This window comes from Citrobacter sp. H12-3-2 (assembly GCF_009649895.1).
GTDB classification, from domain to species: domain Bacteria; phylum Pseudomonadota; class Gammaproteobacteria; order Enterobacterales; family Enterobacteriaceae; genus Citrobacter; species Citrobacter portucalensis.
This window is the reverse complement of the sequence record NZ_CP045837.1, coordinates 4,461,511-4,484,254: the sequence shown is the minus strand read 5'-3', so window position 1 is coordinate 4,484,254 and position 22,744 is coordinate 4,461,511. Positions and strand designations below refer to the sequence as shown.

Sequence of the window (22,744 nt, the reverse complement as noted above, 5' to 3'; positions counted from 1 at the left end):
TTAGGAAAATTATCAGGCTGGATGGGAGGCGCCGATGACGATAATGAGCTGATTGCCTACTTGCTCGACTGGGTAGCGACAGACCTTAAGCTGGGTTGAATTGAGCAGATACCCTGTGCGCAGATCGAAACGTAGACCGTGGGCGCAGCACTGGATAACTTCCCCTTCCAAACGACCTCCGCACAGGGACGCCCCCTGATGGGGACAGCTATCATCAATGGCGTGGAACTGCCCGGCAACGTTGAACAGCGCCAGACTCTTGCCCTCTGTCTCGATCAAGGCGCGTTGACCGGGAGCGGGTACGCGCCCGGCCGGAACGGTGATGTATTTTGCTTTCATCATGCGGTTCCTTTCACGATTCTGTTTATGTCCGAGCCCCATGGGTATGGGGAGTGGCGTCCGGTTCACAAGCAATGGATGGTGGTGAATCACTTTCCAGCCTGGCCATATCTTTGTGATAGTGCCGCTTGGCATAGAAGAAGATGGCTGCCACCACGATACTGACCAGAGGCACTAGCTGGAAGGCTTTATCCAGACCGATAAGATCGGAGATATGTCCCGTGACAAAGGGACCAGGTGCCAGCCCGAGCAAATTGTTGGCCAGGGTCAGGGTGGCAAAGGCTGTGCCGTGTACGCTGGCGCTGGTCAAGTTGGCGACCATGGCACCCGCTGGGCCCGAAGTGCCAGTGGCGATGAACATGCCCAGACAAATCGAGACCAGCTGGGGCAAACCGGTCGGCAAGGCGAACGCCAGCGACAAGAGTGCGCAACTGCTGAGGCTGTAGAAAATGGCCAGGCTTATCTTGCGATCGGGTCTGTTCCGGCACAACTTGTCGCTCAGAATGCCGCAGAGGATCATACCCGCGCCGCTGAACAGCACTATTATGGCGGCAATGCTTCCCGCCTTATCCGTGCCCATTTCGTAATAACGGTTAAGATAGCTCGGCATCCAGACGATGACGGTTCCGCCGACAAACAGTTGCAAGCCGCTACCAACATAGGCCGAAATCACGGAGCGACTGGAATAGAGCGTACGCAACGACTTGCTGTAGGCCGCAGGGGCAGGGCGAGCTACGCTACCCGCGGGCGAAATGCGGCCTTCCTTGACGATGATGGGATAGAGCGCCGCCAGCACCAGCCCGAACAGCGCCATGCCAGCGAAGGCCAGACGCCAGCCCATCAGATGGGCCAGAAAACCACCGAAAGCCATACCCAGTACAGAGCCAAACATACCGCCGGAGATGAAAGCACCTGACAAAGTAGCCCGCATCTCCCTGGGGAAGACAGAGACCACTACGGCGATACCAACGCTGCCATAAGCAGCCTCGCCCACTCCGACCAGGAAGCGGGCGATGAACATCTGTTCGTAACTCTGGGCCACGGCACAGCCCAGCGTCGCCAGGCTCCACAACATGGCCATCAGCGCCAGGCTTTTTACCCGGCCAAAGCGATCCGCCAGCAGAGAGAGCGGGAAGGTCAGTAACCCGACCATTAGCGCCACTATACCGCTGAGCAGACCAAGCTGAGTATCCGTAAGCGCCCATTCTCCCTTCAGCATGGGGAAGATGGCGTTGAGTACCTGACGCGACATATAGTCGGAGATAAGCAACCCAAAGGTCAGCGCAAAGACAATCCAGGCATAACGACGCGGAACGGTAACCTTGCTCGCTTCGTCATCGTTGTTGATATGATACGTAGCCATACAGTTCCTCATTCATTTGTCCGCGCCACGGAGTGCTCACGACGGTGACCTTTTTGCAAACCGCGTTTGTCAGGCCGCCCCACCCGCAGTGGAGGAGCGGCGTATCTCGTTTAGCCGCGCTGCGGTACACCTTTCTCGCCAGCTTTGCGATTCGGTGCCATGCCGTTGGCTATCAGAGTTTGCTCGATACTGTCGTACTGCACACCGATACGATAGATAGCGCGAGCTTCCTTGCCGTTCGCCACATCGCGGCCCAACTCGTGCGCCACCCGTACACACTGTCTGATCTGCTCGACCGAGCTCATGCGCTGACCGTTCTGGCCAATAATGGTGTCCTCGATGCCGCAGCGCGGGTGCAGACCTATAGCCATGGCCATCATGTTGAAGGGAAGCACGTTTTTGAGCAGGGATTCGGCTGTCAGGGTGCATCCATCTGGTACGCGCTGGACGAAGTTCATGAAGTTATGTGGGTTGGGGCCATCGAAACCGCCGCCGATGCCTATCCAGGTCAGATTGAGTGGGCCCATGTAGATTCCCTTGCGCACCAGACGCTCCAGCGTTTCATAGGCGTGCATGCCGGTCAGCTGAAAATGTGGCTGGATGCCATGAGCTTGTAGGCGTCTGAGATGCTCTGCTACCCAGGCCGGACCCGCCGGTACTGTCATTTCACTGTAAGCGGCCTGCAAAGCCGGGTTAGCCAGAGAGGTACCTTCCAGGTATTCCGGATAGAGCAGCTCCATAATGTTCATCTGGGTGGTGTTAATGGCGACCGTGACCTGATCCGGCTTAGGCGTCAGCTCAGCCAGCATGTGGCGGGTGTCGTCAGATAACCACTTGGCCGCCTCGCCATCACTTTCCGGGGCGAAAGATATGGAGCCTCCAACCTGAATAATCATATCCGGTACGGCCTTGCGCACCCCGGCAATCAGCTCGTTGAACTTGGACAGTCGCTTGGAGCCGGTACCATCTAACTCACGTACATGCAGGTGCAGCACCGTTGCACCGGCTTCGTAGCAATCCACTGCCTTCTGGATTTGCTCCCCCATGGTGACTGGGATATCTTCCGGGAAGTCTTCTGGCGCCCACTCCGGGCCGTAAGGAGCCACGGTGATCACGACCTTTTCCATGTTCTCCGGGTGCAGGGAATCGTCAAAAAATTGCATCTATTCTCTCCTGGTATAAGGGTCTTGATGAGTCGTTGATCCACCCAGGCAAATTCACCTGGGTGGCGATAGAATCTAGAAGGGTTTGTCGCCCATGATCCCGGCCCGCTCCATCTTGCGGTGGCAAGGCGGGTAGTCCATTGCGGCATAGTGCTGGGTGCTGCGGTTGTCCCAGATGGCGATACTGTCGGACTGCCAGCGCCAGCGAACCTGGTATTCAGGAAGGTAGGCCTGGCTTATCAGATAGCGCAGTAGGTCACTGCCACCCATGCTATAGTCCTGTCCGTAGCGAACATGCTGCGGGGTATGGTAGTTGCTAAAGTGCGTGGTGAACGCGTTGACGAACAGGATCTTCTCATCTGTTTCCGGATGGGTTCGCACCACCGGATGCTCTGCGTCCGGGAACTGTGCCTTGAGTGCCAGCCGCTTCTCGATGGGGGCAGTCGCTCCGAAGCTGGCTTCCAGACTATGGTAGGCACGCAAGCCTGCTATTTTCTGTTTTATATCGTCGGGCAGGTTCTGATAGGCCACTACCATGTTGGCCCAGAGCGTATCTCCACCCACTTGCGGACTCTCGACACAGCGCAACACGCAGCCCAGTGGCGGCTTTTCGCGCCAGGTCGCGTCGGTGTGCCAGGCATTTTCATAACGTTCGTTCACCACATCTGGCGTCTTGTAGATACGAACCAAACCAGGATGATCCGGGTCACTGCCTATCACCGGATGATCCTCCAGCTCGCCGAATAATCTAGCGAAAGCGACGTGTTCGGCACGGCTGATTTCCTGCTTACGCAGGAAAAGAACCCGGTGTCGGAGCAGTTGTGCCCGGATCTCCTTAAACAGGCCAGTGTCATGAATCGCGTCGGCCAGACGAACACCGCTTAGCTCCGCGCCGATATGGTAGGTCAGTTGTTCTACACGCATACCATGCTCCCCTAGATGACAAAGATCGATGAGCCCGTGGTCTTGCGAGATTCGAGATCGCTGTGGGCTTTTACCGCATCTTGCAGTGCATATTTTTGGTTGATCTCAATTCGGATACGCCCGCTGCCGACATGCTCGAATAGCTCGGCGGCAAGGGCCGCTTTTTCGACCGGATCGGCGATGTAGTCGGCCAGCGCCGGGCGGGTCAGATGGAGAGATCCCTTCATCGCCAGCAATACAGGATCGAAGGGTGGGACTGGGCCGGACGCGGTGCCGACGCAGACCATCAGGCCGCGACGCTTGAGCGAGTCCAGCGAGCCCATGAAGGTACTCTTGCCGACGCTGTCGAACACAACATTGACGCCGACGCCCTCAGTCAGGGTGCGCACGCGTTTGGCCACATCTTCATGGCTATAGTCGATGATGTAATCGCAGCCATGGGCACGAGCCACCTCGGCTTTAGCCTCACTGGAGACGGTGCCGATCACAGTCAAGCCGAGCAGCTTAGCCCACTGGGCAACGATAAGGCCGACACCACCCGCGGCGGCATGCAACAAGATGGTGTCACCTGGCTTGAAGTGATGGATGCGGCGCATCAAATAGGCAGAAGTCAGCCCGCGCATGGTCATGGCGGCAGCCGTCTCGAAAGAAATGTTGTCGGGTAGCTTGATGAGCGGTGCAGCTGGGATCAGTCGCTCAGTTGCATAAGCGCCGAGGGTATTGAGGAACCCTGTGTAGGTGACACGATCGCCCACCGCCACGTTAGTCACCCCGGTGCCGATGGCCTCGACTACCCCAGCCGCCTCGACGCCCATGCCACTCGGCATCGGGACAGGGTAGGTACCATTGCGGAAATAGGTGTCGGCATAGTTCAGACCGACAGTGACCTGGCGCAGGCGAACTTCACCGGGGCCGGGCTCTCCGACGTTGACGTCTTCGCAGCGCAGTACCTGCGGCCCCCCAGTCTCATAAAAGCGTATGGCTCTGGCCATCTTTATTCTCCAGCTCGTCTTTAATGTGGGCAAAATGCCTCGAACTGAATTGAATCTAGGTGGTTACGTAGATGTTCGCTTTTCATCTGGCGACAGCCGCTTTTCATCTCGTGACGACCGCCGTGAATTCATCATTTTAGCTGGGGGAAACCAGCAAAATATGGCCCCGCTAGATGGCCGTAATAATGTTTCTTAAGGGGCAATTATTTGAATTTAATGAGCAATCACTATGCTGAAAAGTGCTAAGCAGAGTCCTGTTATTAATGGCCCACACTGATGCGTTGGCGACGGAATGTATTGATTTGATACTGGAGAATGCCGGCGATATTAACTTCACCGAAGCTGGCATTGAACGGGCACCCATTTTGCTAAAGGGCGATCAGCATCCGCGCGGGGACGGTGAGATCCCCGGCAGAGCATTGATACCGACATGCTACCTGAAATATAGACAGAGTGACTGTTGTTAACCTTACGCTATGAATGCGACAGATCGCTTAAATGCTTTCCTTCCCATTGCTGGCTTCGAGCTCGCGGATCAAGCGCTTGTTGATCTTGCCGACGCTGGTTTTGGGAATTTCCGGGACTATTCTTATCTGTCGTGGGATCGCCCATTTATTGATGTGGCCGCGGTCGACGAATCCTTGCAGATGCGCCACTATGGCCTGCGGCTCCAGGTCCTCCCCTTCCTTGCAAACCACCAGAGCCAGGGGGCGTTCGCCCCACTGTTCATCAGGTATCCCGACGACGGCTACCGACCTGACCGCCGCGTGTGAGCTGATGAGGCTCTCCAGCTCCAGCGTGCTTATCCACTCACCGCCCGTCTTGATTACGTCTTTGATGCGATCCTTGATTTCCACTATCCCATGGGGATCGATGGAGGCAATGTCGCCGGTATGCAGCCAACTGCCATTCCATAGCTCAGCTCCTTTCTCGGGTTCCTTCAGGTAGCCCTGAGTCAGCCAAGGGGCTCGCACCACTATTTCACCCAGGGCTTCGCCGTCGTGCACTACCTCCCGACCTTCGCCATCGACGATACGCAGATCCACCAACGGAACAGGCAGGCCGGTCCGAATCCGCAGGGGTAGCTGCTCATCCATGGGAAGGGCCAGCTCGGCATCGCTTAAGTGGGTCATACAGAGCAGGGGACAGGTCTCAGACATACCATAGCCGGCGTGAATGCGTATGCCCCTATGGTGGGCCTGTGTCGCCAGTCCAAGAGACAGTGAACTGCCACCCAGCAACATCTTCCATCCCGACAGCTCGGTCCGCGTGGCTTCGTCGCACTCGAGGATCATCTGCAAGATAGTTGGCACACAGTGCGAGAAGGTTACACCCTCATCGCGATAGAACCGTACCAGCTTGTTGGGTTCGTAACGACCGGGGTAGACCTGCTTCACACCCAGCATTGTTGCGACATAGGGAGCGCCCCAGGCGTGCACGTGAAACATAGGAGTGATCGGCATGTAGACATCGTTCGATCGTAGCAGCGACTGTCCCTCGTGGGCTGCCAGGAGACCCAGCTCATTGAGTGTGTGCAGGACCAGCTGACGATGGCTGAAGTAGACCCCCTTGGGATTGCCCGTGGTTCCAGTGGTATAGAACAAGGTCGCTACCGAGTTTTCATCGAAGTCGGGGAAGTCAAAGCGATCTCCCGCTGCGGCCAGCAGGGGCTCATATTCCCCCAGCACCGGCAGGCTGGTTGCCTTCGATTCTTCGTCGCTAAGCTGGATGTATCCCCGGACAGTGGTTAGCGTCTCTGCCAGTGACTCGACAACCGGCAAGAAGTCGTCGTGCACCAGTACCAGGTTGTCCTCGGCATGATTCATGGTGTAAGCGATTTGGTCCGCCGAGAAGCGGACGTTCACCGTGTGTAACACGGCACCAATCATAGGCACCGCGAAGAAGCACTCGAGGGCGCGATGGCTGTCCCAATCTAGCAGGGCGACGGTGTCTCCGGGCATGACACCGGCCGCTGTCAGCATGTTTGCCAGGCGATGGATGCGCTGTTTGAGGGTGCGATAGTCGTAACGCAGCTTGTCGGCGTAGACGATTTCTCGCTCGGGATGAGAACGCCCACCCGACAGCAGCAAGCTCTTGATCAGCAACGGATAGGCATGGGCTCCCTGCGCTGACTGTATGACTCTTGTTTTCACCATCCAGATTCCTCGTTGACTCATTATTTGCTCGGTATGATGGCAATTGTAGATGAAGGTTGGCCTTTACTCCCTGGCGTTTGCTTCAGATGTCGAGGCGGCGCACCAGCTCCAGTCCCTGGGGCCATGGACCGAAGCCGCTTGCCGGATTGAGGTGACCCACGGCACCCAGTTCAACAATCTCACTGCCCCAGTCGGTCGCCATGGCTCGCACTGCGTCAGCGCTGGCAAGGGGATCATTGTTGCTGAGGGCCACAAGGCTTGGAAACGGCAACCGCGTGCGTGGCAACGGATACCAGCCCCCAGCCTGTAGGGTTTCATGGCTCGGGTACTGGGCTGGCCAAAGGGCGTCAAGATCTGGCGGGGTGACCAGCAAAGCCCCCTGGATTTGGTGTTGATGCTGCAGCGCCCAATGCACTGTCATCAGTACGCCGGCACTGTGCGCCACCAGGATGACGGGGCCATCTATCTGCGTGAGCGCCTGTGCAATGGCCTCGACACGAGCACGGCAATTGAGCTTGTCCTGGGTCAGAGGAGGTACTGAACGCACGTTGGCGAGGCTTGCCGCCAGATGTGTCTGCCAATGTTCCGCTACATGTTCGCGTAATCCGGGGACGATTAGCACTGTAGCCTTGGTATGCAATTTATCCATATGACTTTTTGCTCTCCATACGGGCCCTGCCAGAGCCCAGGGTCTCGCGAGCAACAGTAAAGCCCAAACATTCACATTGCTTTACTTTTGACGCCATGGATTTGTCATTTCACGACAGGAACAAATAAGACTAAGACCTCTGCCAGCGCTATCCCACTTTTTCAAAAAAGGGAAGTGTCAATGTTGCAAAACGGAGATGAAAAACTTTCCATTTTGTTACGTGACTGCTAATTAAATGTTAGCAAACAGTTTTCGACACAGATTAATCCTTTAAGGAAGCTGCACTATGACTGTCTTAGCCAGAGCTGCCATCCTCACCAATTATCTGGACGTCACTCGTCAACTCGGCCTCAATACGCAGCATTTATTAGCGCAGGTGGGGCTCAGTGCTTCCGTCCTGGGTATGCCTAATCAACGCATTCCCGTCTCCACTGCCATTAAGCTTATTGAACAGTCTGCCCTCGTCAGCGGGTGCGATACCCTGGGCCTGCGGATGGCGGAGCATCGTCATCTGTCGGATTTTGGCGAGATAAGTCTGCTGCTCAGTCACCTGCCCACTCTGCGCGATGCGCTACAGGGGATAGTGCAGTATCGCCACCTGTGCAATGACTCGCTGGCAATCTTCGTTGAGGAGGCGGGTAAGACGGTTATCATTCGCGAGGAGGTGATCACCGACATCCCCATCTCGTCACGCCATGCCACGGAGCTTGCGGTTGGGGTTATGTATCGTTTTTGCGCTGCTCAGGTTGGCGTTGGTGCAAATTGGCATCCCATCAGCATCAACTTCACCCACTCTGCGCCGAAGGATCTCACCGTCCACAAACGCATATTCGGTTGTAAGGTGGAATTTGGCTGTGAATTCAATGGTATTGTCTGTAAGGCTGCCGATTTGGACATCGCCAATCCGCTGGCCAACAAGGCCATGGCCCGCCATGCGCGCAACTATCTCGACTCCCTGCTGGTGGAAAACCGCCAGTCTTTGCTGTTCGATGTACGTAAGTCTATCTACCTGCGGTTACCCATGGGACGCGCCACCATAGAGCAGATCTCTCGCACCCTGGGGATGAATGTGCGGACCCTGCAACGCCATCTGGAAGAGAGCGGAGCGACCTTCAGCGAGCTTATCAATGAAGTGCGGCGCGATCTGGTTATTCGCTACCTGCAGAATCCAGGCTACTCTCTTGGCCATATCGCTGACATGCTAGGCTACTCTATGCCCAGTTCCTTCACCCGCTGGTTCAGTGCCCAGTTCGGTATGCCTCCCGCGACCTGGCGCTCCCGCAACAGTATTGTGCCCAAGGTTGTTCAGATAAATTACTCAAATTTAGCCTACGGTTAAGCACGCCAGAAAAAGAGGTGTGCCTGATACCGCTATATTTTTTGCAGTACCATCGTGGTTCCAGTGAAAGGTTTAAGTGTCGTGATGAGGTGGGGTAGGAGTTGCTGTGGTCAGAACGATAAGAAATCTCGCGGAGCCCTGAAAGCAAAAAACCCGCCATAGGCGGGTTCTTCTAAATAGTGGTGCCCGGACTCGGAATCGAACCAAGGACACGGGGATTTTCAATCCCCTGCTCTACCGACTGAGCTATCCGGGCAACGGGGCGCATTAAACCGTATTCACGTCTGTCAGTCAATCAAATTTCTGGAAACATTGTTCAACCGCTTAATATTGCGGCAATCTGCATGGTTATGCCTGAAGTTTGCACAAATATTTCCGACAGAGGCGACGAAAACAGATAATGCTCGCTTAGGTCAGCGCACCGCCCATTCGGCACTGGGCAAAGCGCAGGATATCTTCAGCCAGGCGGTGTGCCGTTTCGACATCAGCATGGCTACGATTAACCAGCATGCGGCTCAGACAGCCTTCCAGCACCAGTTCCATCTGTTTGGCGACCATTGCCGGGTCGTCAACTTCCAGCGTCGTCAGCAGCTCATGGGTGAAGTCATGTGCCGCCTTTTTTTGCTGATCGGCTAACTGATGGATCGGATGCCCGGGATCGGGGTAAAACGTACAGGCGGCGATGAACAGACAGCCGGGATAGCGATTATTGCTCACGCATTCGGAGAGCGCGGTGTAGCGCGCCAGTAATTTCTGCTCAGCGCTCAGCGTGTCATCCAGTAAAAGCTGACGCCGCCAGATATCCACCCGCTGGCTGAGGTAGCGTAGCGCATCGTACAGAATGGCCTCTTTATCGGGCCAAAAGCGCTGCAGTTCATCCAGAGGATAATCGATGCGTTCGGCCACCATTTCCAGCGTGGTATTGGCTATCCCTTGCACCTCAAGTAATTTCAGGGCTTCTCCCAGGACATCTTCACGTTGCACGGTATTCTCCTCCGTATTTCCTGTTGCAAGTGTCGCTCACGGTTGGCGATCGCGCAAATGTGCGCTGAAGGTCGCGGCATCCATAAAGCCCGTAACCCGAGCTTCCGGGTGCTCTTTCCCCTCGGCATCAAAGAACAAGATAGTCGGCAAACCTAAAACCTGTAGATGTTTCAGGAGAGCGACATCCTGGGTATTGTTTGCTGTCACATCCGCCTGCAATAGCACCGTGTTGCCTAGCGCTTGCTGAACCTGCGGATTACTGAACGTGTACTTTTCAAATTCCTTACAGGCTACACACCAGTCGGCATACAGATCCAGCATGACTGGCCTGCCTTTAGCTTGCGCCAGTGCTTGATTTAACGCATCTACCGATGCCACCGGCGTGAAGTTGAGATGTGCCTGGGTTTGAGCATGTGGCGCGCCGAACGTCCAGTCTTGCAATGGACGCACGCTTACCAGTGCTGCGGCTAACAGGACAATCTGCACGATACGCATCCAGGCGTGCTTTGCCTGTAGGCTGGTGATGAACGCCCAGCCAAAGAACGCGACGCCTAGCAGTGACCATAAGCGAACTCCCCACTTGTCGCCAACGATACGTTCGAGTAAGAAGATGGGAAGCGCCAGAATGACAAAGCCAAAAGCGGTTTTGACATGTTCCATCCATGGACCGCTTTTAGGCAGTAGGCGGTTGCCAAAGACGGTAATCAACATCAGTGGTAAGCCCATCCCCAGCGCGTACAGATACAGCGTACCGCCTCCCAGCCACATATTTCCGCTCTGAGCGATATATAGCAAAATCGCGCTTAGCGGGGCCGTTGTGCAAGGAGAACAGATGAGGCCAGCAATCGCCCCCATCGCAAAGACGCTGCCGGGAGATCCGCCTTGCTGGCGGTTACTCATTAGCGTGAGGCGCGTTTGCAGTGATGAAGGCAGTTGCAGCGTGAACAAGCCAAACATCGACAGAGCCAGCAGCGTAAAGATGACGGCAAGGCCAATCAGGACGTAGGGATGCTGAAGCGCAGCCTGGAACTGCAAACCGGCGGCTGCAACAACCAAACCTAGCGCGGTATAGGTGAGCGCCATCCCTTGAACGTAGATAAACGTCAGCAGCAGTGCCCGTCCGGTTGATAAGCGCTGCTTGCCACCCAGTACGATACCGGAAATCAACGGATACATCGGCAGTACGCAAGGCGTAAACGCGATACCAATTCCGATCAGCAATGCCCACAGTGCGGAGAAGGGGAGTTGGGCCGTGGGCTGCGGTTTCTCTTGCGGATCTGCAGTGGCTGGGGCTGGCGCAGAGGCGGCCGCGGAACCAGCAGACACTTCACTTAATGGCACCGTTTTTGTTTCTGGCGGATAGCAAAATCCAGCGTCGGCGCAGCCCTGATATGTGACCGTTAATGTTGCGCCAGACTTAGCCTGATTGACCGTGATCGGGACAGTCAGCTGTTTACGGTAAATCTCACTTTTGCCGTAAAACTCATCTTCATGCCAGACGCCTGGCGGCAATTTTACCTCAGCAATATCGGCCTGAGATGGCGTAATGCTTATCTGTTTGCGATACAGATAGTAGCCATCTTTAAGCTGCCATGTGAGGTTCAGATCGTGTTGGTTTTGCTGAAAATCAAAAACAAACGCCCGATCGGCAGGAACAAACTGCGAGCGGCCAGGCGCGTCAAATAATCCGGCAAAGGTAGATGTGCTGCACAGCAGCAGGATCAGCGTAAGGATGCGTTGAGCCATGAGCGGTAATCAAAGTCTCCGTGAGTTACGGGTAAAACCAGAAGTTCAGGCGTTTGATACGGATGATGTGACTTCAGGCAATCGAGAAGGGCTTGCTGGTGTGTGACGGTGGTTTTTAAAATCATCTGGACTTCATATTCCTGTTCCAGTTTGCCTTCCCAATAGTAGAGGGAGGTAGCACCGGGTAGCAGGGTCACGCAAGCAGCCAGCTTTTCCGCCAGCACTTTGGCGGCGAGATCCTGGGCGGTTGCTTCATCCGGGGCGGTACAGAGCACCACAACGGTATCGGGGATGGAAATATCCTGACTCTTTACATCAAGCATAAACACCTCGAAAGAACAGAGTAACCAGCAAAAGAATGGTCACTATACAACGGACGAGGGAAGGATGTTAGTTAAAGCGGGGTGGGGAGGAGGAACTGCAGGGCGCCCAGGCACCCTGCAGGAAAAACTTACAGCATGAAGCTGCCCAGCAAGAAGCCGAAGCAGACAGCCAGAACCACACCCAGAGTACCCGGGATGAAGAACGGATGGTTAAAGACGAATTTACCGATGCGAGTTGTACCGGTGTCATCCATCTGAACTGCCGCAACCAGAGTTGGGTAGGTTGGCAGAATGAACAGGCCAGAAACCGCGGCGAAAGACGCAACAGCAGTCAGTGGGGAAACGTTCAGAGCCAGAGCCATCGGCATCAGTGCTTTAGCGGTTGCAGCCTGAGAGTACAGCAGTGCAGAAGCAAAGAAGAAGATGACAGCCAGCAGCCACGGATGACCCTGAATTACGCTACCTGCAGTATCTTTGATCCAGTCAATGTTGTGAGATACGAAGGTATCACCTAGCCATGCAACACCCAGGATACAAATACAGGCGCTCATACCGGCTTTGAAAGTGCTGGAGTTCAGGATGGAGTCAGTTTCAACGCGGCAGATGATCGTGGTCAGCGTCGCGATGCTCAGCATGATGATCAGGATTGCGTTGGTGGTGTTCATCAGCGGTTTAGCGACCAGACCGAGGCTTGGGCTGTTGACGATCGCATATACGACGACACAAACCACGCCCAGCAGGAACAACCAAACAGAAGTTTTTGCGCCCGCTTTGATTTCAACTTGTCTTTCACCACGCAGTTCAACCAGGCCTTCTTCCAGACGCTTACGATAAATCGGATCGTCAGACAGTTTGGAGTTGAACAGCGCAGTTACCAGGAAGGACATGACCAGAACAGCCAGCAGGGTGGACGGAATGACCACGGACAGCAGGTGAATGTAGCTGATGCCATGACCTTCCATTACGGAAGACATGTAAACCACGGCTGCGGAGATTGGAGAAGCCGTAATCGCAATCTGTGCAGAAACCACTGCAGTAGAGAGCGGACGGCAAGGTTTGATCCCTTGTTCCTTCGCAACTTCGGCGATAACTGGCAGCGTTGCCAGAGAGATGTTGCCGGTACCTGCGAAGATAGTCAGGAAATAGGTCACGATAGGTGCAAGGATCGTGATGTATTTCGGGTTTTTACGCAGCAGTTTTTCAGTTTGATGAACCAGATAGTCCAGACCACCTGCAATCTGCATAGCTGAAATGGCAGCGATAACCGCCATGATGATGGAAATAACATCGAACGGGATATTACCGGGTTTTACGCCGATAGCGGCGAGAACCAGAACACCCAGCCCACCTGCAAATCCAATACCGATACCCCCAAGTCTGGCACCTAAAAAGATTGCCAGCAAAACGATGATAAGTTCTAAAACTATCATATTAGCCTTCCTTGTTGTTTAACAAGTTGATATTAAATTGTTGTTTTTAAGTAACTTCGAGTAAGAAAAAAGGCACGTCATCATGACGTGCCTTCTCCGGTACTACCCTACACGATTACTGTTCGCTTTCATCAGTATAACGTTTTGCTTTATAAGCAGGGTGCATCAGGTTCTGTGCAGAGAAGATATCGTCCAGTTCAGACTCGGTCAACAGACCGCGCTCCAGGACAACTTCACGTACGCTCTTACCGGTTTCGGCACAAATTTTACCGACGATGTCGCCGTTGTGGTGACCAATGAACGGGTTGAGGTAAGTAACGATGCCGATGGAGTTGAATACAAACGCTTCACAGACTTCTTTGTTAGCAGTGATACCACTAACGCATTTTTCCAGCAGGTTGTAGCAAGCATTGCTCAGAATGTGAATGGATTCAAACATTGCCTGACCAATGACCGGCTCCATTACGTTCAGCTGCAGCTGACCAGCTTCAGATGCCATGGTTACAGTGATGTCGTTACCGATGACTTTGAAGCACACCTGGTTTACGACTTCCGGAACAACCGGGTTCACTTTAGCTGGCATGATAGAAGAACCAGCCTGCAGTTCCGGCAGGTTGATCTCGTTCAGACCCGCACGCGGACCAGAGGAGAGTAAACGCAGGTCGTTACAGATTTTGGACATCTTCACAGCCAGACGTTTCAGTGCGCCGTGCACCATAACGTATGCGCCACAGTCAGAAGTTGCTTCAATCAGGTCTTCTGCAGGAACACAGGCGAAGCCGGTGACTTCAGCCAGTTTCTGTACTGCCAGCGGAGAGTACTCTTTCGGCGTGTTCAGACCAGTACCGATTGCTGTCGCGCCGAGGTTAACTTCCAGCAGCAGCTCAGCGGTACGGCTAATGTTTTTCACTTCTTCTTTCAACAGTACGCTAAAAGCATGGAATTCCTGACCGAGGGTCATCGGTACAGCATCCTGCAGCTGGGTACGACCCATTTTCAGGATGTCCTGGAATTCAACAGCTTTTTTCTCGAAGCCTTCGCGCAGCTGGTTCAGTGCATCAACCAGTTTGATGATGGATGCGTATACAGCGATACGGAAGCCAGTTGGGTATGCGTCGTTGGTAGACTGACATTTGTTAACGTGGTCGTTCGGGTTCAGGTACTGATATTCACCTTTCTGGTGACCCATCAGTTCCAGACCGATATTGGCCAGAACTTCGTTGGTGTTCATGTTGACGGAGGTACCCGCACCACCCTGGTAAACGTCTACCGGGAACTGATCCATGCATTTTCCGTTATTCAGGACTTCATCACACGCCGCGATGATGGCATTTGCCACACTCTTAGGAATGGTTTGCAGCTCTTTGTTGGCCATAGCCGCTGCCTTTTTAACCATTACCATACCGCGAACAAATTCAGGAATATCGCTGATTTTGTTGTTGCTAATGTAGAAGTTTTCAATCGCTCTCAGAGTGTGGACACCGTAGTAGGCGTCCGCTGGAACTTCCCTGGTACCCAACAAGTCTTCTTCGATACGAATGTTGTTTAACATGTGAACCTTCTTTTTCAAGCTGCCAATGATTTGACTAAACACACAGGATATATGTGATTTCGATTGTTTCTCGACCGACGATTATCCCCTGCATCGGTCTGATACCCGAGATCATATGCTGGTTCAGGATTTCTACCGTAATCTGGATCACTTAAAGCGTGGAATTTACCCCTTATTTATTATTCTGTGAAATGGATCACCCCTTTGTGATTAACCCCAAATATTAGTGTACAAGCCACTTGAAATTTTGCTAACCACCACAATATCAAATCGATGCGATTAACATAATTTTTCGAACAGAAGTTGAACAAAACGGCTGTTATTAACAGGAGATCCCTTTGCGCTGGATACCATTACTTGCCATTTTTCTCTATGTTTACATAGAGATATCTATCTTTATTCAGGTTGCCCATGTGATGGGCGTCCTGATGACGCTGATTTTGGTTATTTTTACATCGGTTATCGGTATGTCTCTGGTTCGTAATCAGGGATTTAAGAACTTTTTACTGATGCAACAGAAAATGGCGGCAGGTGAAAGTCCGGCTGCAGAAATGATCAAAAGCGTATCGCTGATTATTGCCGGTCTGCTGTTGGTGCTGCCCGGATTTTTTACCGATTTCCTCGGTCTTCTTCTTTTATTACCCCCGGTGCAAAAACATCTGACGATGAAACTGCTGCCACATTTGCGTTTTTCGCGTATGCCTGGCGGTGGTTTTAGCGCCGGAACGGGTGGCGGTGAGACTTTTGATGGTGAATTTCAGCGCAAGGATGACAAGCGCGACAGCATCGAACATAAAGACGATCGTCGGGATTAAGCATCAGTATGTAGGCCGGATAAGCGTTAGCGCCATCCGGCAAAAGTGTTTATAGGCCGGATGATGGCGTCAACGTTGCCTTATCCGGCCTGCGGGGTAAAAACAGCCACAGTCCTGCCAGCATAATCAACGCGTACAGACTCTTCCAGCCGACCATCGCCAGTAGCAGTAGGCACAGCAGACCGCCAATGACTGCCAGTACGCGATAATGCCCTTTCAGTAATCGACAACCTGCCAGCATGCACAGCAGATAAATCATAATAAAGATGCCGTTGGCGTAGACGATTAACGCATCGAGATTGATTTGCAGCATATAGATGCACAGAGTACTGATTACGCAGCAGCCCAATACGGCGTTTAGCGCATTGCGCGGAAGGTGTCGGGGGGACAGACGAGCCAGATAACTCTCCGGCTTATACTGCGCTTGTGACCAGACCAGCCGGGCGAAGCTTTGTATATAAATGTTGAGGCTGGCAAAACAGGCCAGATAACCAATGATGCAGGCGACCCACAGAGCCTGTACACCAAACAGTTGCACGACGATCTCTGGCAGCGACGCTGCGGCCGCCATTTGCTCGCCGTAGGCACCAAAATGGAGAACGACAACAGTGCATGCCCAATAAACAGACCCTGCCAGCAGCAGGCCGATCATCAGTGCGCGTGGGAAGTCTCGCTCCGGATTTTTGAATTCAGACGCCAGGTGAGCAAACGCTTCAAGGCCGACAAAGCACCAGAACATGACCGACAACGCGGCGAACAGGCCGGGAAGCTCAATATCGGTAATCGCAGGGAAGGGGATTTCGCCAGGTGTCAGATCGCCCGCCCACCAGATAGCAACAATCAGGGCAACAATCAGTCCTGCAATGACCGTTTGTAGATTCGCGCTGGAGCTTGCGCCGCGAGAGCCGATGTACCAAACCAATGCCAGCGTACCGAGCTCAGCCAGCAAAAGCTGCTCGTCATGCCAGCCAAACATCGCCTGACCGAATCCGGCGGCGATATGCAATGCCGCAGGCAAACCGACAGGAATGACCGACAAAAATAGCCATCCGGTGACGCGCTCCAGGCGCGAGCCAAAGGCCATGCCGACAAAATGCGCCACACCGCCTGCGCTGGGAAAATGACGACCCAGTACGGCGAAGACAATCGCTACGGGAAAGACCAAAACAATCAGCACCGGCCATGCCCACAGGCTGTTGTTGCCCGCAACCAGTGCGGCCAGCGCGGGGACGGCAAAAACGCCTGTACCTAACAATGATGTCGACAACAGGCCAACGCCCTGAGCCAGTCCCAGCTCTTGTTTCAGTCCGCTCATAAGTTGTTATCCGGTTATGCCCATTGACCGGGCTACAGCGCAGATTTTTGATGGTATCACAATCAGATTTGCTTATGACGACGTGACTGAAATCGTTATGAAATGTGAGGTGCGTCGGCGTTTTGACGGGATTTTCTGCTGATAAAAAATTTTTTTCGCTTGCCCCCTTGAAGGCACAAAACCCCATCCCCATCTCTCTGGTCACTAGCCGGGAAACCGTTTACGGGCCGGCGTCACCCATAACTGATAAAGACTTTCTCAAAGGAGAGCTATCAATGAGTATTCGTCCGTTACATGATCGTGTGATCGTCAAACGTAAAGAAGTTGAATCCAAATCTGCTGGCGGCATCGTACTGACTGGTTCTGCAGCAGGTAAATCAACTCGTGGCGAAATCATCGCTGTCGGTAAGGGTCGCATCCTGGACAACGGTACCGTACAGCCGCTGGACGTGAAAGTCGGCGATATCGTTATTTTCAACGATGGCTACGGAGTTAAATCTGAGAAGATCGACAATGAAGAAGTGTTGATCATGTCTGAAAGCGACATCCTGGCGATTGTTGAAGCCTAATCCGCGAACGACACTGAACATACGAATTTAAGGGAAAGAGAAAATGGCAGCTAAAGACGTAAAATTCGGTAACGACGCTCGTGTGAAAATGCTGCGCGGCGTAAACGTACTGGCAGATGCAGTGAAAGTTACCCTCGGTCCAAAAGGCCGTAACGTAGTTCTGGATAAATCTTTCGGTGCACCGACCATCACTAAAGATGGTGTTTCCGTAGCACGTGAAATCGAACTGGAAGACAAGTTCGAAAACATGGGTGCGCAGATGGTGAAAGAAGTTGCCTCTAAAGCGAACGACGCTGCAGGTGACGGTACCACCACCGCAACCGTACTGGCTCAGTCCATCATCACTGAAGGTCTGAAAGCCGTTGCTGCGGGCATGAACCCGATGGATCTGAAACGTGGTATCGACAAAGCTGTCGCTGCTGCTGTTGAAGAACTGAAAGCACTGTCCGTACCGTGCTCCGACTCTAAAGCTATTGCTCAGGTTGGTACCATCTCCGCTAACTCCGACGAAACCGTAGGTAAACTGATCGCTGAAGCGATGGACAAAGTCGGTAAAGAAGGCGTGATCACCGTTGAAGACGGTACCGGTCTGCAGGACGAACTGGACGTGGTTGAAGGTATGCAGTTCGACCGTGGCTACCTGTCTCCTTACTTCATCAACAAGCCGGAAACTGGCGCAGTAGAACTGGAAAGCCCGTTCATCCTGCTGGCTGACAAGAAAATCTCCAACATCCGCGAAATGCTGCCGGTTCTGGAAGCTGTAGCGAAAGCAGGCAAACCGCTGCTGATCATCGCTGAAGATGTTGAAGGCGAAGCGCTGGCAACTCTGGTTGTTAACACCATGCGCGGTATCGTGAAAGTCGCTGCGGTTAAAGCACCTGGCTTCGGCGATCGTCGTAAAGCAATGCTGCAGGATATCGCTACCCTGACCGGTGGTACCGTTATCTCTGAAGAGATCGGTATGGAGCTGGAAAAAGCAACTCTGGAAGATCTGGGTCAGGCGAAACGCGTTGTTATCAACAAAGATACCACCACCATCATCGATGGCGTGGGCGACGAAGCTGCAATCCAGGGTCGCGTGACTCAGATTCGTCAGCAGATCGAAGAAGCAACTTCTGACTATGACCGTGAAAAACTGCAGGAGCGCGTAGCGAAACTGGCAGGCGGCGTTGCGGTTATCAAAGTTGGTGCTGCGACTGAAGTTGAAATGAAAGAGAAGAAAGCCCGCGTTGAAGATGCCCTGCACGCTACCCGTGCTGCGGTAGAAGAAGGCGTGGTTGCTGGTGGTGGTGTTGCGCTGATTCGCGTTGCGTCTAAAATTGCCGGCCTGAAAGGTCAGAACGAAGACCAGAACGTAGGTATCAAAGTTGCGCTGCGCGCAATGGAATCCCCACTGCGTCAAATCGTACTGAACTGCGGCGAAGAGCCGTCTGTAGTGGCTAACACCGTAAAAGCGGGTGACGGTAACTACGGTTACAACGCTGCAACTGAAGAATACGGTAACATGATCGACATGGGTATTCTGGATCCAACCAAAGTAACTCGTTCTGCTCTGCAGTACGCGGCTTCTGTTGCGGGTCTGATGATCACCACCGAGTGCATGGTTACCGACCTGCCGAAAGGCGATGCGCCTGACTTAGGTGCTGCCGGTATGGGTGGCATGGGTGGAATGGGCGGCATGATGTAATTGCCTACACCCTGCATCCTTCAGGCCGCAGATGCGTTGGCTGCGTTTGCTAACCCCAGTCACTTACTTGAGTAAGCTCCTGGGGATTAACAAACTGGCCGCCTTCCTGCAACCAGAATGATTTGGGTGCTCATCTCCCAGAATTGAGAAACCCTCGGGCAGAAATGTCTGGGGGTTTTTCTTTTGGTCATCTTTTTAGTATATGATTCAGCTACGGACATAAGGTCCAACTAATTGAATATGGGGAATGACATGCACGTGAAATATTTAGCAGGGATCGTTGGTGCCGCGCTACTGATGGCGGGTTGTAGCTCCAGCAATGAACTGAGTTCAGCCGGGCAAAGCGTACGTTTTGTTGAAGACAAGCCTGGCGCAGAGTGCCAACTGATAGGCACCGCAACCGGTAAGCAAAGCAACTGGCTTTCAGGCCAGCACGGCGAAGAGGGTGGCTCAATGCGTGGCGCAGCAAACGATCTGCGTAACCAGGCTGCGGCAATGGGCGGTAACGTGATTTATGGCGTCAGCAGCCCATCGCAGGGAATGCTGTCCAGCTTTGTTCCTACCGCCAGCGAGATGATTGGACAGGTTTATAAGTGCCCTAATTGAGAACTGCTGCTGATGCCGGATGGCGACGCTAAAGCGTCTTATCCGGCCTACGGTACGAATGATCGTAGGCCTGATAAGCGCAGCGCCATCAGGCATTCTGAGTCTTATGCGCAGACTGAACGCGTAAATGATGCAATGCGCGCAGGCACTGATCCTGATTGAGCTTTTGCGTCTTATCACCCGTCAACGTTCTGACAAACACCTGGCACGGTACACCGGCAAGTTTTTTCAGCCGCGGGCTGAAGTCGAGAAGACGGCGAGTAATGGCTTCGGCTTCTTTGCTACCGGAAAGGACGCGAGTTTTCACTACCGAACCACAGAACTGGGCTTTTCCTTTATTGTCTGTATAGCGGTAAATAATCGCCAGATAATGATTAAACAGGTTATGTTTCCATTCGGGTTGTGTATAAGAGTCGTATTCCAGATTGTCGTTTTGCTGACAATCAACATCGTACAGCGGCAGGAAATCCAGCAGCGATGTTATTTGTAGCGCGAGTTCTCTCATGCCAGCATTATTTATTGCGTGAATAATTGCATGCGCCAACACCTGAATCTGTAATTCATTAACCAGTAATTCGCATGTTTGTCCGTCATGTAACGTCAGAGAAAATGTTAAATTCTCGCCTTTGTCATCCACTAACATCAGCGAATTTATGCGACGGTTAATATCCGCATTTTTTAGTTCATCTTCCTGAATTGACGGAATATTCTCGTGCATTTTTTTGCTGGCTTTATCACATGTCTTTTCATATTGCATACGCTCGTCTGTGTTTAGCTGTGAAATGGCGTACAGCCGGCTCTCCAGCGCGATAAGCAGGTCTCTAAGTCCAAGTGGAGAGAGAAAAAAGAGAGATTCTTTGTTTCTTGGTTCTTTTATTTTTAATGCCATGGCAACAAATTCATTCTTTTGGCGAATAATGCCAGTATTAACGCCCTTAATACTTATAGCCATAAAAGGTTCTCCCTAACCATATATTTATTAATATTCTGCATTTGAAACTATTGATAAAATTTACGAATGAATAATTGAACTGCGCTAATTAAAATAGCACAGATTAAAAGCGAGGCTCCACTTGTGGGGATTTAAATAATAAGTAATCGTGGTGAGTGTCCGGAATCGGACACTCAGTAATAGCTATTGTTGACGTAACTGCAGATCCAGCGGTGTTTTACTTGGCTCTCCACCAATTTCACGCGCCAGTTTGGGGACCATATAGCCGGAAACTAGCGTCAGAAGCTCACGCATAATGCGACGCGCTTCATCGTCGCTGACCATAAAGTGTGCGGCACCCTGCACTTTATCCAGCACGTGCAGGTAATAGGGCATCACACCGGCATCAAACAGTGCGTTGCTAAGGTTAGCCAGGGTTTGTGCGTTATCGTTCACGCCACGCAGCAATACGCTTTGGTTGAGTAACGTAACGCCCGCGGCGCGCAGACTGCTCATCGCCTGGCGAAATGTCTGATCAATTTCATTGGCATGGTTAATGTGATTGACCAGCAGAATCTGCAAGGAGGAGTGCGCAAAGCGCTCGACCAGTCCTTCTGTAATGCGCGCCGGGATCACTATCGGCAAACGGCTGTGAATACGCAGACGCTTAATGTGCGGGATAGCTTCCAGTTGCGTGAGCAACCAGTCCAGTTCGTGGTCCTTGGCCATTAACGGATCGCCACCAGAGAAGATGATTTCATCCAGCTCAGGGTGCGCGTTAATGTAGTCGAGGGCGACCTGCCAGTTGCGCTTATTGCCCTGATTTTCGGCGTATGGGAAATGCCGGCGGAAGCAATAGCGACAATTTACCGCGCAACCGCCTTTAACCAGCAGCAGTGCCCGATTGCGATATTTATGCAGCAGACCGGGAACCACGCTGTGCTGTTCTTCCAGTGGATCGGTTGAGTAGCCTGGCGCGGCCACAAACTCTTCCTGGGCAGTCAGTACCTGACGTAAAAGCGGATCGTCCGGGTTGCCTTTCTCCATGCGGGCAATAAACGCACGCGGCACGCGCAGGGCGAAAAGCCGTCTCGCGTCGCGTCCGGCCAACAGTTTTTCATCTGCATCTATGTTCAAAAGATGCAGAAGTTCATCGGGATCGGTCACAACATCGGCAAGTTGCGATAACCAATCTTCTCTGGATGGGGTATTTAGGGTTACAATATGCGCCATTTTGTGGCTTAGCTACCAGTTAACAATTTTCAGAGGGCCTTATGGCAACGTACTATAGCAACGATTTTCGTGCTGGTCTTAAAATCATGTTGGACGGCGAACCTTATGCGGTTGAAGCCAGCGAATTCGTTAAACCAGGTAAAGGCCAGGCGTTTGCGCGCGTTAAGCTGCGTCGCCTGCTGACCGGTACTCGCGTAGAGAAAACCTTCAAGTCTACTGACTCCGCTGAAGGCGCAGACGTAGCCGACATGAACCTGACCTTCCTGTATAGCGACGGTGAGTTCTGGCACTTTATGAATAACACCACTTTCGAACAGCTGGCTGCAGACGAGAAAGCGGTAGGCGATAACGCTAAATGGCTACTGGACCAGGCTGAATGCATCGTGACCCTGTGGAACGGTCAGCCGATCTCCGTAACTCCGCCGAACTTCGTTGAGCTGGAAGTTGTTGAAACCGACCCAGGTCTGAAAGGCGATACCGCTGGTACTGGCGGCAAACCGGCTACCCTGTCTACCGGCGCAGTTGTTAAAGTTCCGCTGTTCGTACAGATCGGCGAAGTGATCAAAGTGGATACCCGCTCCGGCGAATACGTTTCTCGCGTAAAATAAGTTTTCCATTTGATCTTATG

22 protein-coding genes and 1 tRNA gene are annotated in these 22,744 nt (G+C 53.0%); 7 read left to right on the top strand and 16 right to left on the bottom strand.

The window, feature by feature from the left end:
- Window positions 1-12: 12 nt before the first annotated feature.
- From GHC22_RS21345 to GHC22_RS21325, 5 genes are all read right to left on the bottom strand, one after another.
- The gene (locus GHC22_RS21345; RefSeq protein ID WP_228553209.1) at window positions 13-342 is read right to left on the bottom strand and encodes a Rieske 2Fe-2S domain-containing protein; all 330 of its coding nucleotides are present in this window, start codon (window positions 340-342) and stop codon (window positions 13-15) included.
- A 22-nt stretch (window positions 343-364) separates the two neighbouring features.
- On the bottom strand, window positions 365-1,702 hold the full coding sequence (locus GHC22_RS21340; RefSeq protein WP_050592460.1) for an MFS transporter: 1,338 nt from the start codon (window positions 1,700-1,702) through the stop codon (window positions 365-367).
- A gap of 110 nt (window positions 1,703-1,812) precedes the next feature.
- Window positions 1,813-2,865, bottom strand: coding sequence for a 3-keto-5-aminohexanoate cleavage protein (locus tag GHC22_RS21335; protein ID WP_153753875.1), 1,053 nt, complete (start codon window positions 2,863-2,865; stop codon window positions 1,813-1,815).
- Window positions 2,866-2,940: 75 nt separating this feature from the next.
- Complete coding sequence (locus GHC22_RS21330; RefSeq protein ID WP_153753874.1) at window positions 2,941-3,789, bottom strand: TauD/TfdA family dioxygenase; 849 nt, start codon at window positions 3,787-3,789, stop codon at window positions 2,941-2,943.
- Between the two features lie 11 nt (window positions 3,790-3,800).
- The gene (locus GHC22_RS21325; RefSeq protein ID WP_032942146.1) at window positions 3,801-4,781 is read right to left on the bottom strand and encodes a quinone oxidoreductase; all 981 of its coding nucleotides are present in this window, start codon (window positions 4,779-4,781) and stop codon (window positions 3,801-3,803) included.
- On the opposite strand from GHC22_RS21325, the gene GHC22_RS21320 reads away from it, so the two are divergent.
- Window positions 4,768-4,977 (top strand): hypothetical protein, encoded by a 210-nt coding sequence (locus GHC22_RS21320; protein ID WP_153753873.1) that lies wholly within the window; start codon window positions 4,768-4,770, stop codon window positions 4,975-4,977. The genes GHC22_RS21325 and GHC22_RS21320 overlap by 14 nt on opposite strands.
- A gap of 298 nt (window positions 4,978-5,275) precedes the next feature.
- Here GHC22_RS21320 and GHC22_RS21315 read toward each other — a convergent pair whose 3' ends face one another.
- Together GHC22_RS21315 and GHC22_RS21310 are read right to left on the bottom strand one after the other, a co-directional pair.
- A complete protein-coding gene (locus GHC22_RS21315; RefSeq protein WP_153753872.1) occupies window positions 5,276-6,937 on the bottom strand; it encodes a fatty acid--CoA ligase in 1,662 nt (553 codons plus the stop codon).
- Window positions 6,938-7,019: 82 nt separating this feature from the next.
- Window positions 7,020-7,640 carry an alpha/beta hydrolase gene (locus GHC22_RS21310; protein ID WP_228553207.1) on the bottom strand — a complete coding sequence of 207 codons (621 nt, stop codon included), beginning with the start codon at window positions 7,638-7,640 and terminating at the stop codon, window positions 7,020-7,022.
- Window positions 7,641-7,872: 232 nt separating this feature from the next.
- Between GHC22_RS21310 and GHC22_RS21305 the strand changes: the two genes are divergently transcribed.
- Window positions 7,873-8,925 (top strand): AraC family transcriptional regulator, encoded by a 1,053-nt coding sequence (locus GHC22_RS21305; protein WP_153753870.1) that lies wholly within the window; start codon window positions 7,873-7,875, stop codon window positions 8,923-8,925.
- Window positions 8,926-9,105: 180 nt separating this feature from the next.
- Here GHC22_RS21305 and GHC22_RS21300 read toward each other — a convergent pair.
- From GHC22_RS21300 to aspA, 6 genes are all read right to left on the bottom strand, one after another.
- Window positions 9,106-9,181 (bottom strand) — tRNA-Phe (locus tag GHC22_RS21300).
- A gap of 152 nt (window positions 9,182-9,333) precedes the next feature.
- Window positions 9,334-9,909, bottom strand: coding sequence for a transcriptional regulator (locus tag GHC22_RS21295; RefSeq protein ID WP_008785982.1), 576 nt, complete (start codon window positions 9,907-9,909; stop codon window positions 9,334-9,336).
- 36 nt (window positions 9,910-9,945) lie between these two features.
- The gene (locus GHC22_RS21290) at window positions 9,946-11,655 is read right to left on the bottom strand and encodes a protein-disulfide reductase DsbD (RefSeq protein ID WP_153753869.1); all 1,710 of its coding nucleotides are present in this window, start codon (window positions 11,653-11,655) and stop codon (window positions 9,946-9,948) included.
- Complete coding sequence (gene cutA / locus GHC22_RS21285) at window positions 11,631-11,978, bottom strand: divalent cation tolerance protein CutA (RefSeq protein ID WP_003025447.1); 348 nt, start codon at window positions 11,976-11,978, stop codon at window positions 11,631-11,633. The genes GHC22_RS21290 and cutA overlap by 25 nt, the downstream gene beginning before the upstream one ends.
- 128 nt (window positions 11,979-12,106) lie before the next feature.
- Window positions 12,107-13,408: an anaerobic C4-dicarboxylate transporter DcuA gene (dcuA, locus tag GHC22_RS21280; protein WP_003830670.1), complete on the bottom strand. Its 1,302-nt coding sequence runs from the start codon at window positions 13,406-13,408 to the stop codon at window positions 12,107-12,109.
- 115 nt (window positions 13,409-13,523) lie between these two features.
- Entirely contained in the window at window positions 13,524-14,960 is a 1,437-nt protein-coding gene (gene aspA, locus GHC22_RS21275) for an aspartate ammonia-lyase (RefSeq protein WP_003830668.1), read from the bottom strand.
- A gap of 338 nt (window positions 14,961-15,298) precedes the next feature.
- Between aspA and GHC22_RS21270 the strand changes: the two genes are divergently transcribed.
- Window positions 15,299-15,775, top strand: a complete 477-nt coding sequence (locus GHC22_RS21270) for an FxsA family protein (protein ID WP_003025457.1) — start codon at window positions 15,299-15,301, stop codon at window positions 15,773-15,775.
- A gap of 49 nt (window positions 15,776-15,824) precedes the next feature.
- Here GHC22_RS21270 and yjeH read toward each other — a convergent pair whose 3' ends face one another.
- Window positions 15,825-17,090, bottom strand: a complete 1,266-nt coding sequence (gene yjeH, locus GHC22_RS21265) for an L-methionine/branched-chain amino acid transporter (RefSeq protein WP_008785985.1) — start codon at window positions 17,088-17,090, stop codon at window positions 15,825-15,827.
- A gap of 275 nt (window positions 17,091-17,365) precedes the next feature.
- Between yjeH and GHC22_RS21260 the strand changes: the two genes are divergently transcribed.
- The 3 genes from GHC22_RS21260 (at window position 17,366) to GHC22_RS21250 (ending at window position 19,952) form a co-directional block, all read left to right on the top strand.
- Entirely contained in the window at window positions 17,366-17,659 is a 294-nt protein-coding gene (locus tag GHC22_RS21260; RefSeq protein ID WP_000027827.1) for a co-chaperone GroES, read from the top strand.
- Between the two features lie 43 nt (window positions 17,660-17,702).
- Window positions 17,703-19,346: a chaperonin GroEL gene (gene groL / locus GHC22_RS21255; RefSeq protein WP_003830576.1), complete on the top strand. Its 1,644-nt coding sequence runs from the start codon at window positions 17,703-17,705 to the stop codon at window positions 19,344-19,346.
- Between the two features lie 252 nt (window positions 19,347-19,598).
- Entirely contained in the window at window positions 19,599-19,952 is a 354-nt protein-coding gene (locus GHC22_RS21250; protein WP_003025468.1) for a DUF4156 domain-containing protein, read from the top strand.
- Between the two features lie 88 nt (window positions 19,953-20,040).
- On the opposite strand, the gene yjeJ is transcribed toward GHC22_RS21250, so the two are convergent.
- A complete protein-coding gene (yjeJ, locus tag GHC22_RS21245) occupies window positions 20,041-20,904 on the bottom strand; it encodes a YjeJ family protein (RefSeq protein WP_153753868.1) in 864 nt (287 codons plus the stop codon).
- Window positions 20,905-21,087: 183 nt separating this feature from the next.
- Window positions 21,088-22,116, bottom strand: coding sequence for an EF-P beta-lysylation protein EpmB (epmB, locus tag GHC22_RS21240; RefSeq protein ID WP_048236301.1), 1,029 nt, complete (start codon window positions 22,114-22,116; stop codon window positions 21,088-21,090).
- A gap of 41 nt (window positions 22,117-22,157) precedes the next feature.
- Here epmB and efp point away from each other — a divergent pair, with 41 nt between their 5' ends.
- Window positions 22,158-22,724 (top strand): elongation factor P, encoded by a 567-nt coding sequence (efp, locus tag GHC22_RS21235; RefSeq protein ID WP_003025478.1) that lies wholly within the window; start codon window positions 22,158-22,160, stop codon window positions 22,722-22,724.
- Window positions 22,725-22,744: the final 20 nt, after the last annotated feature.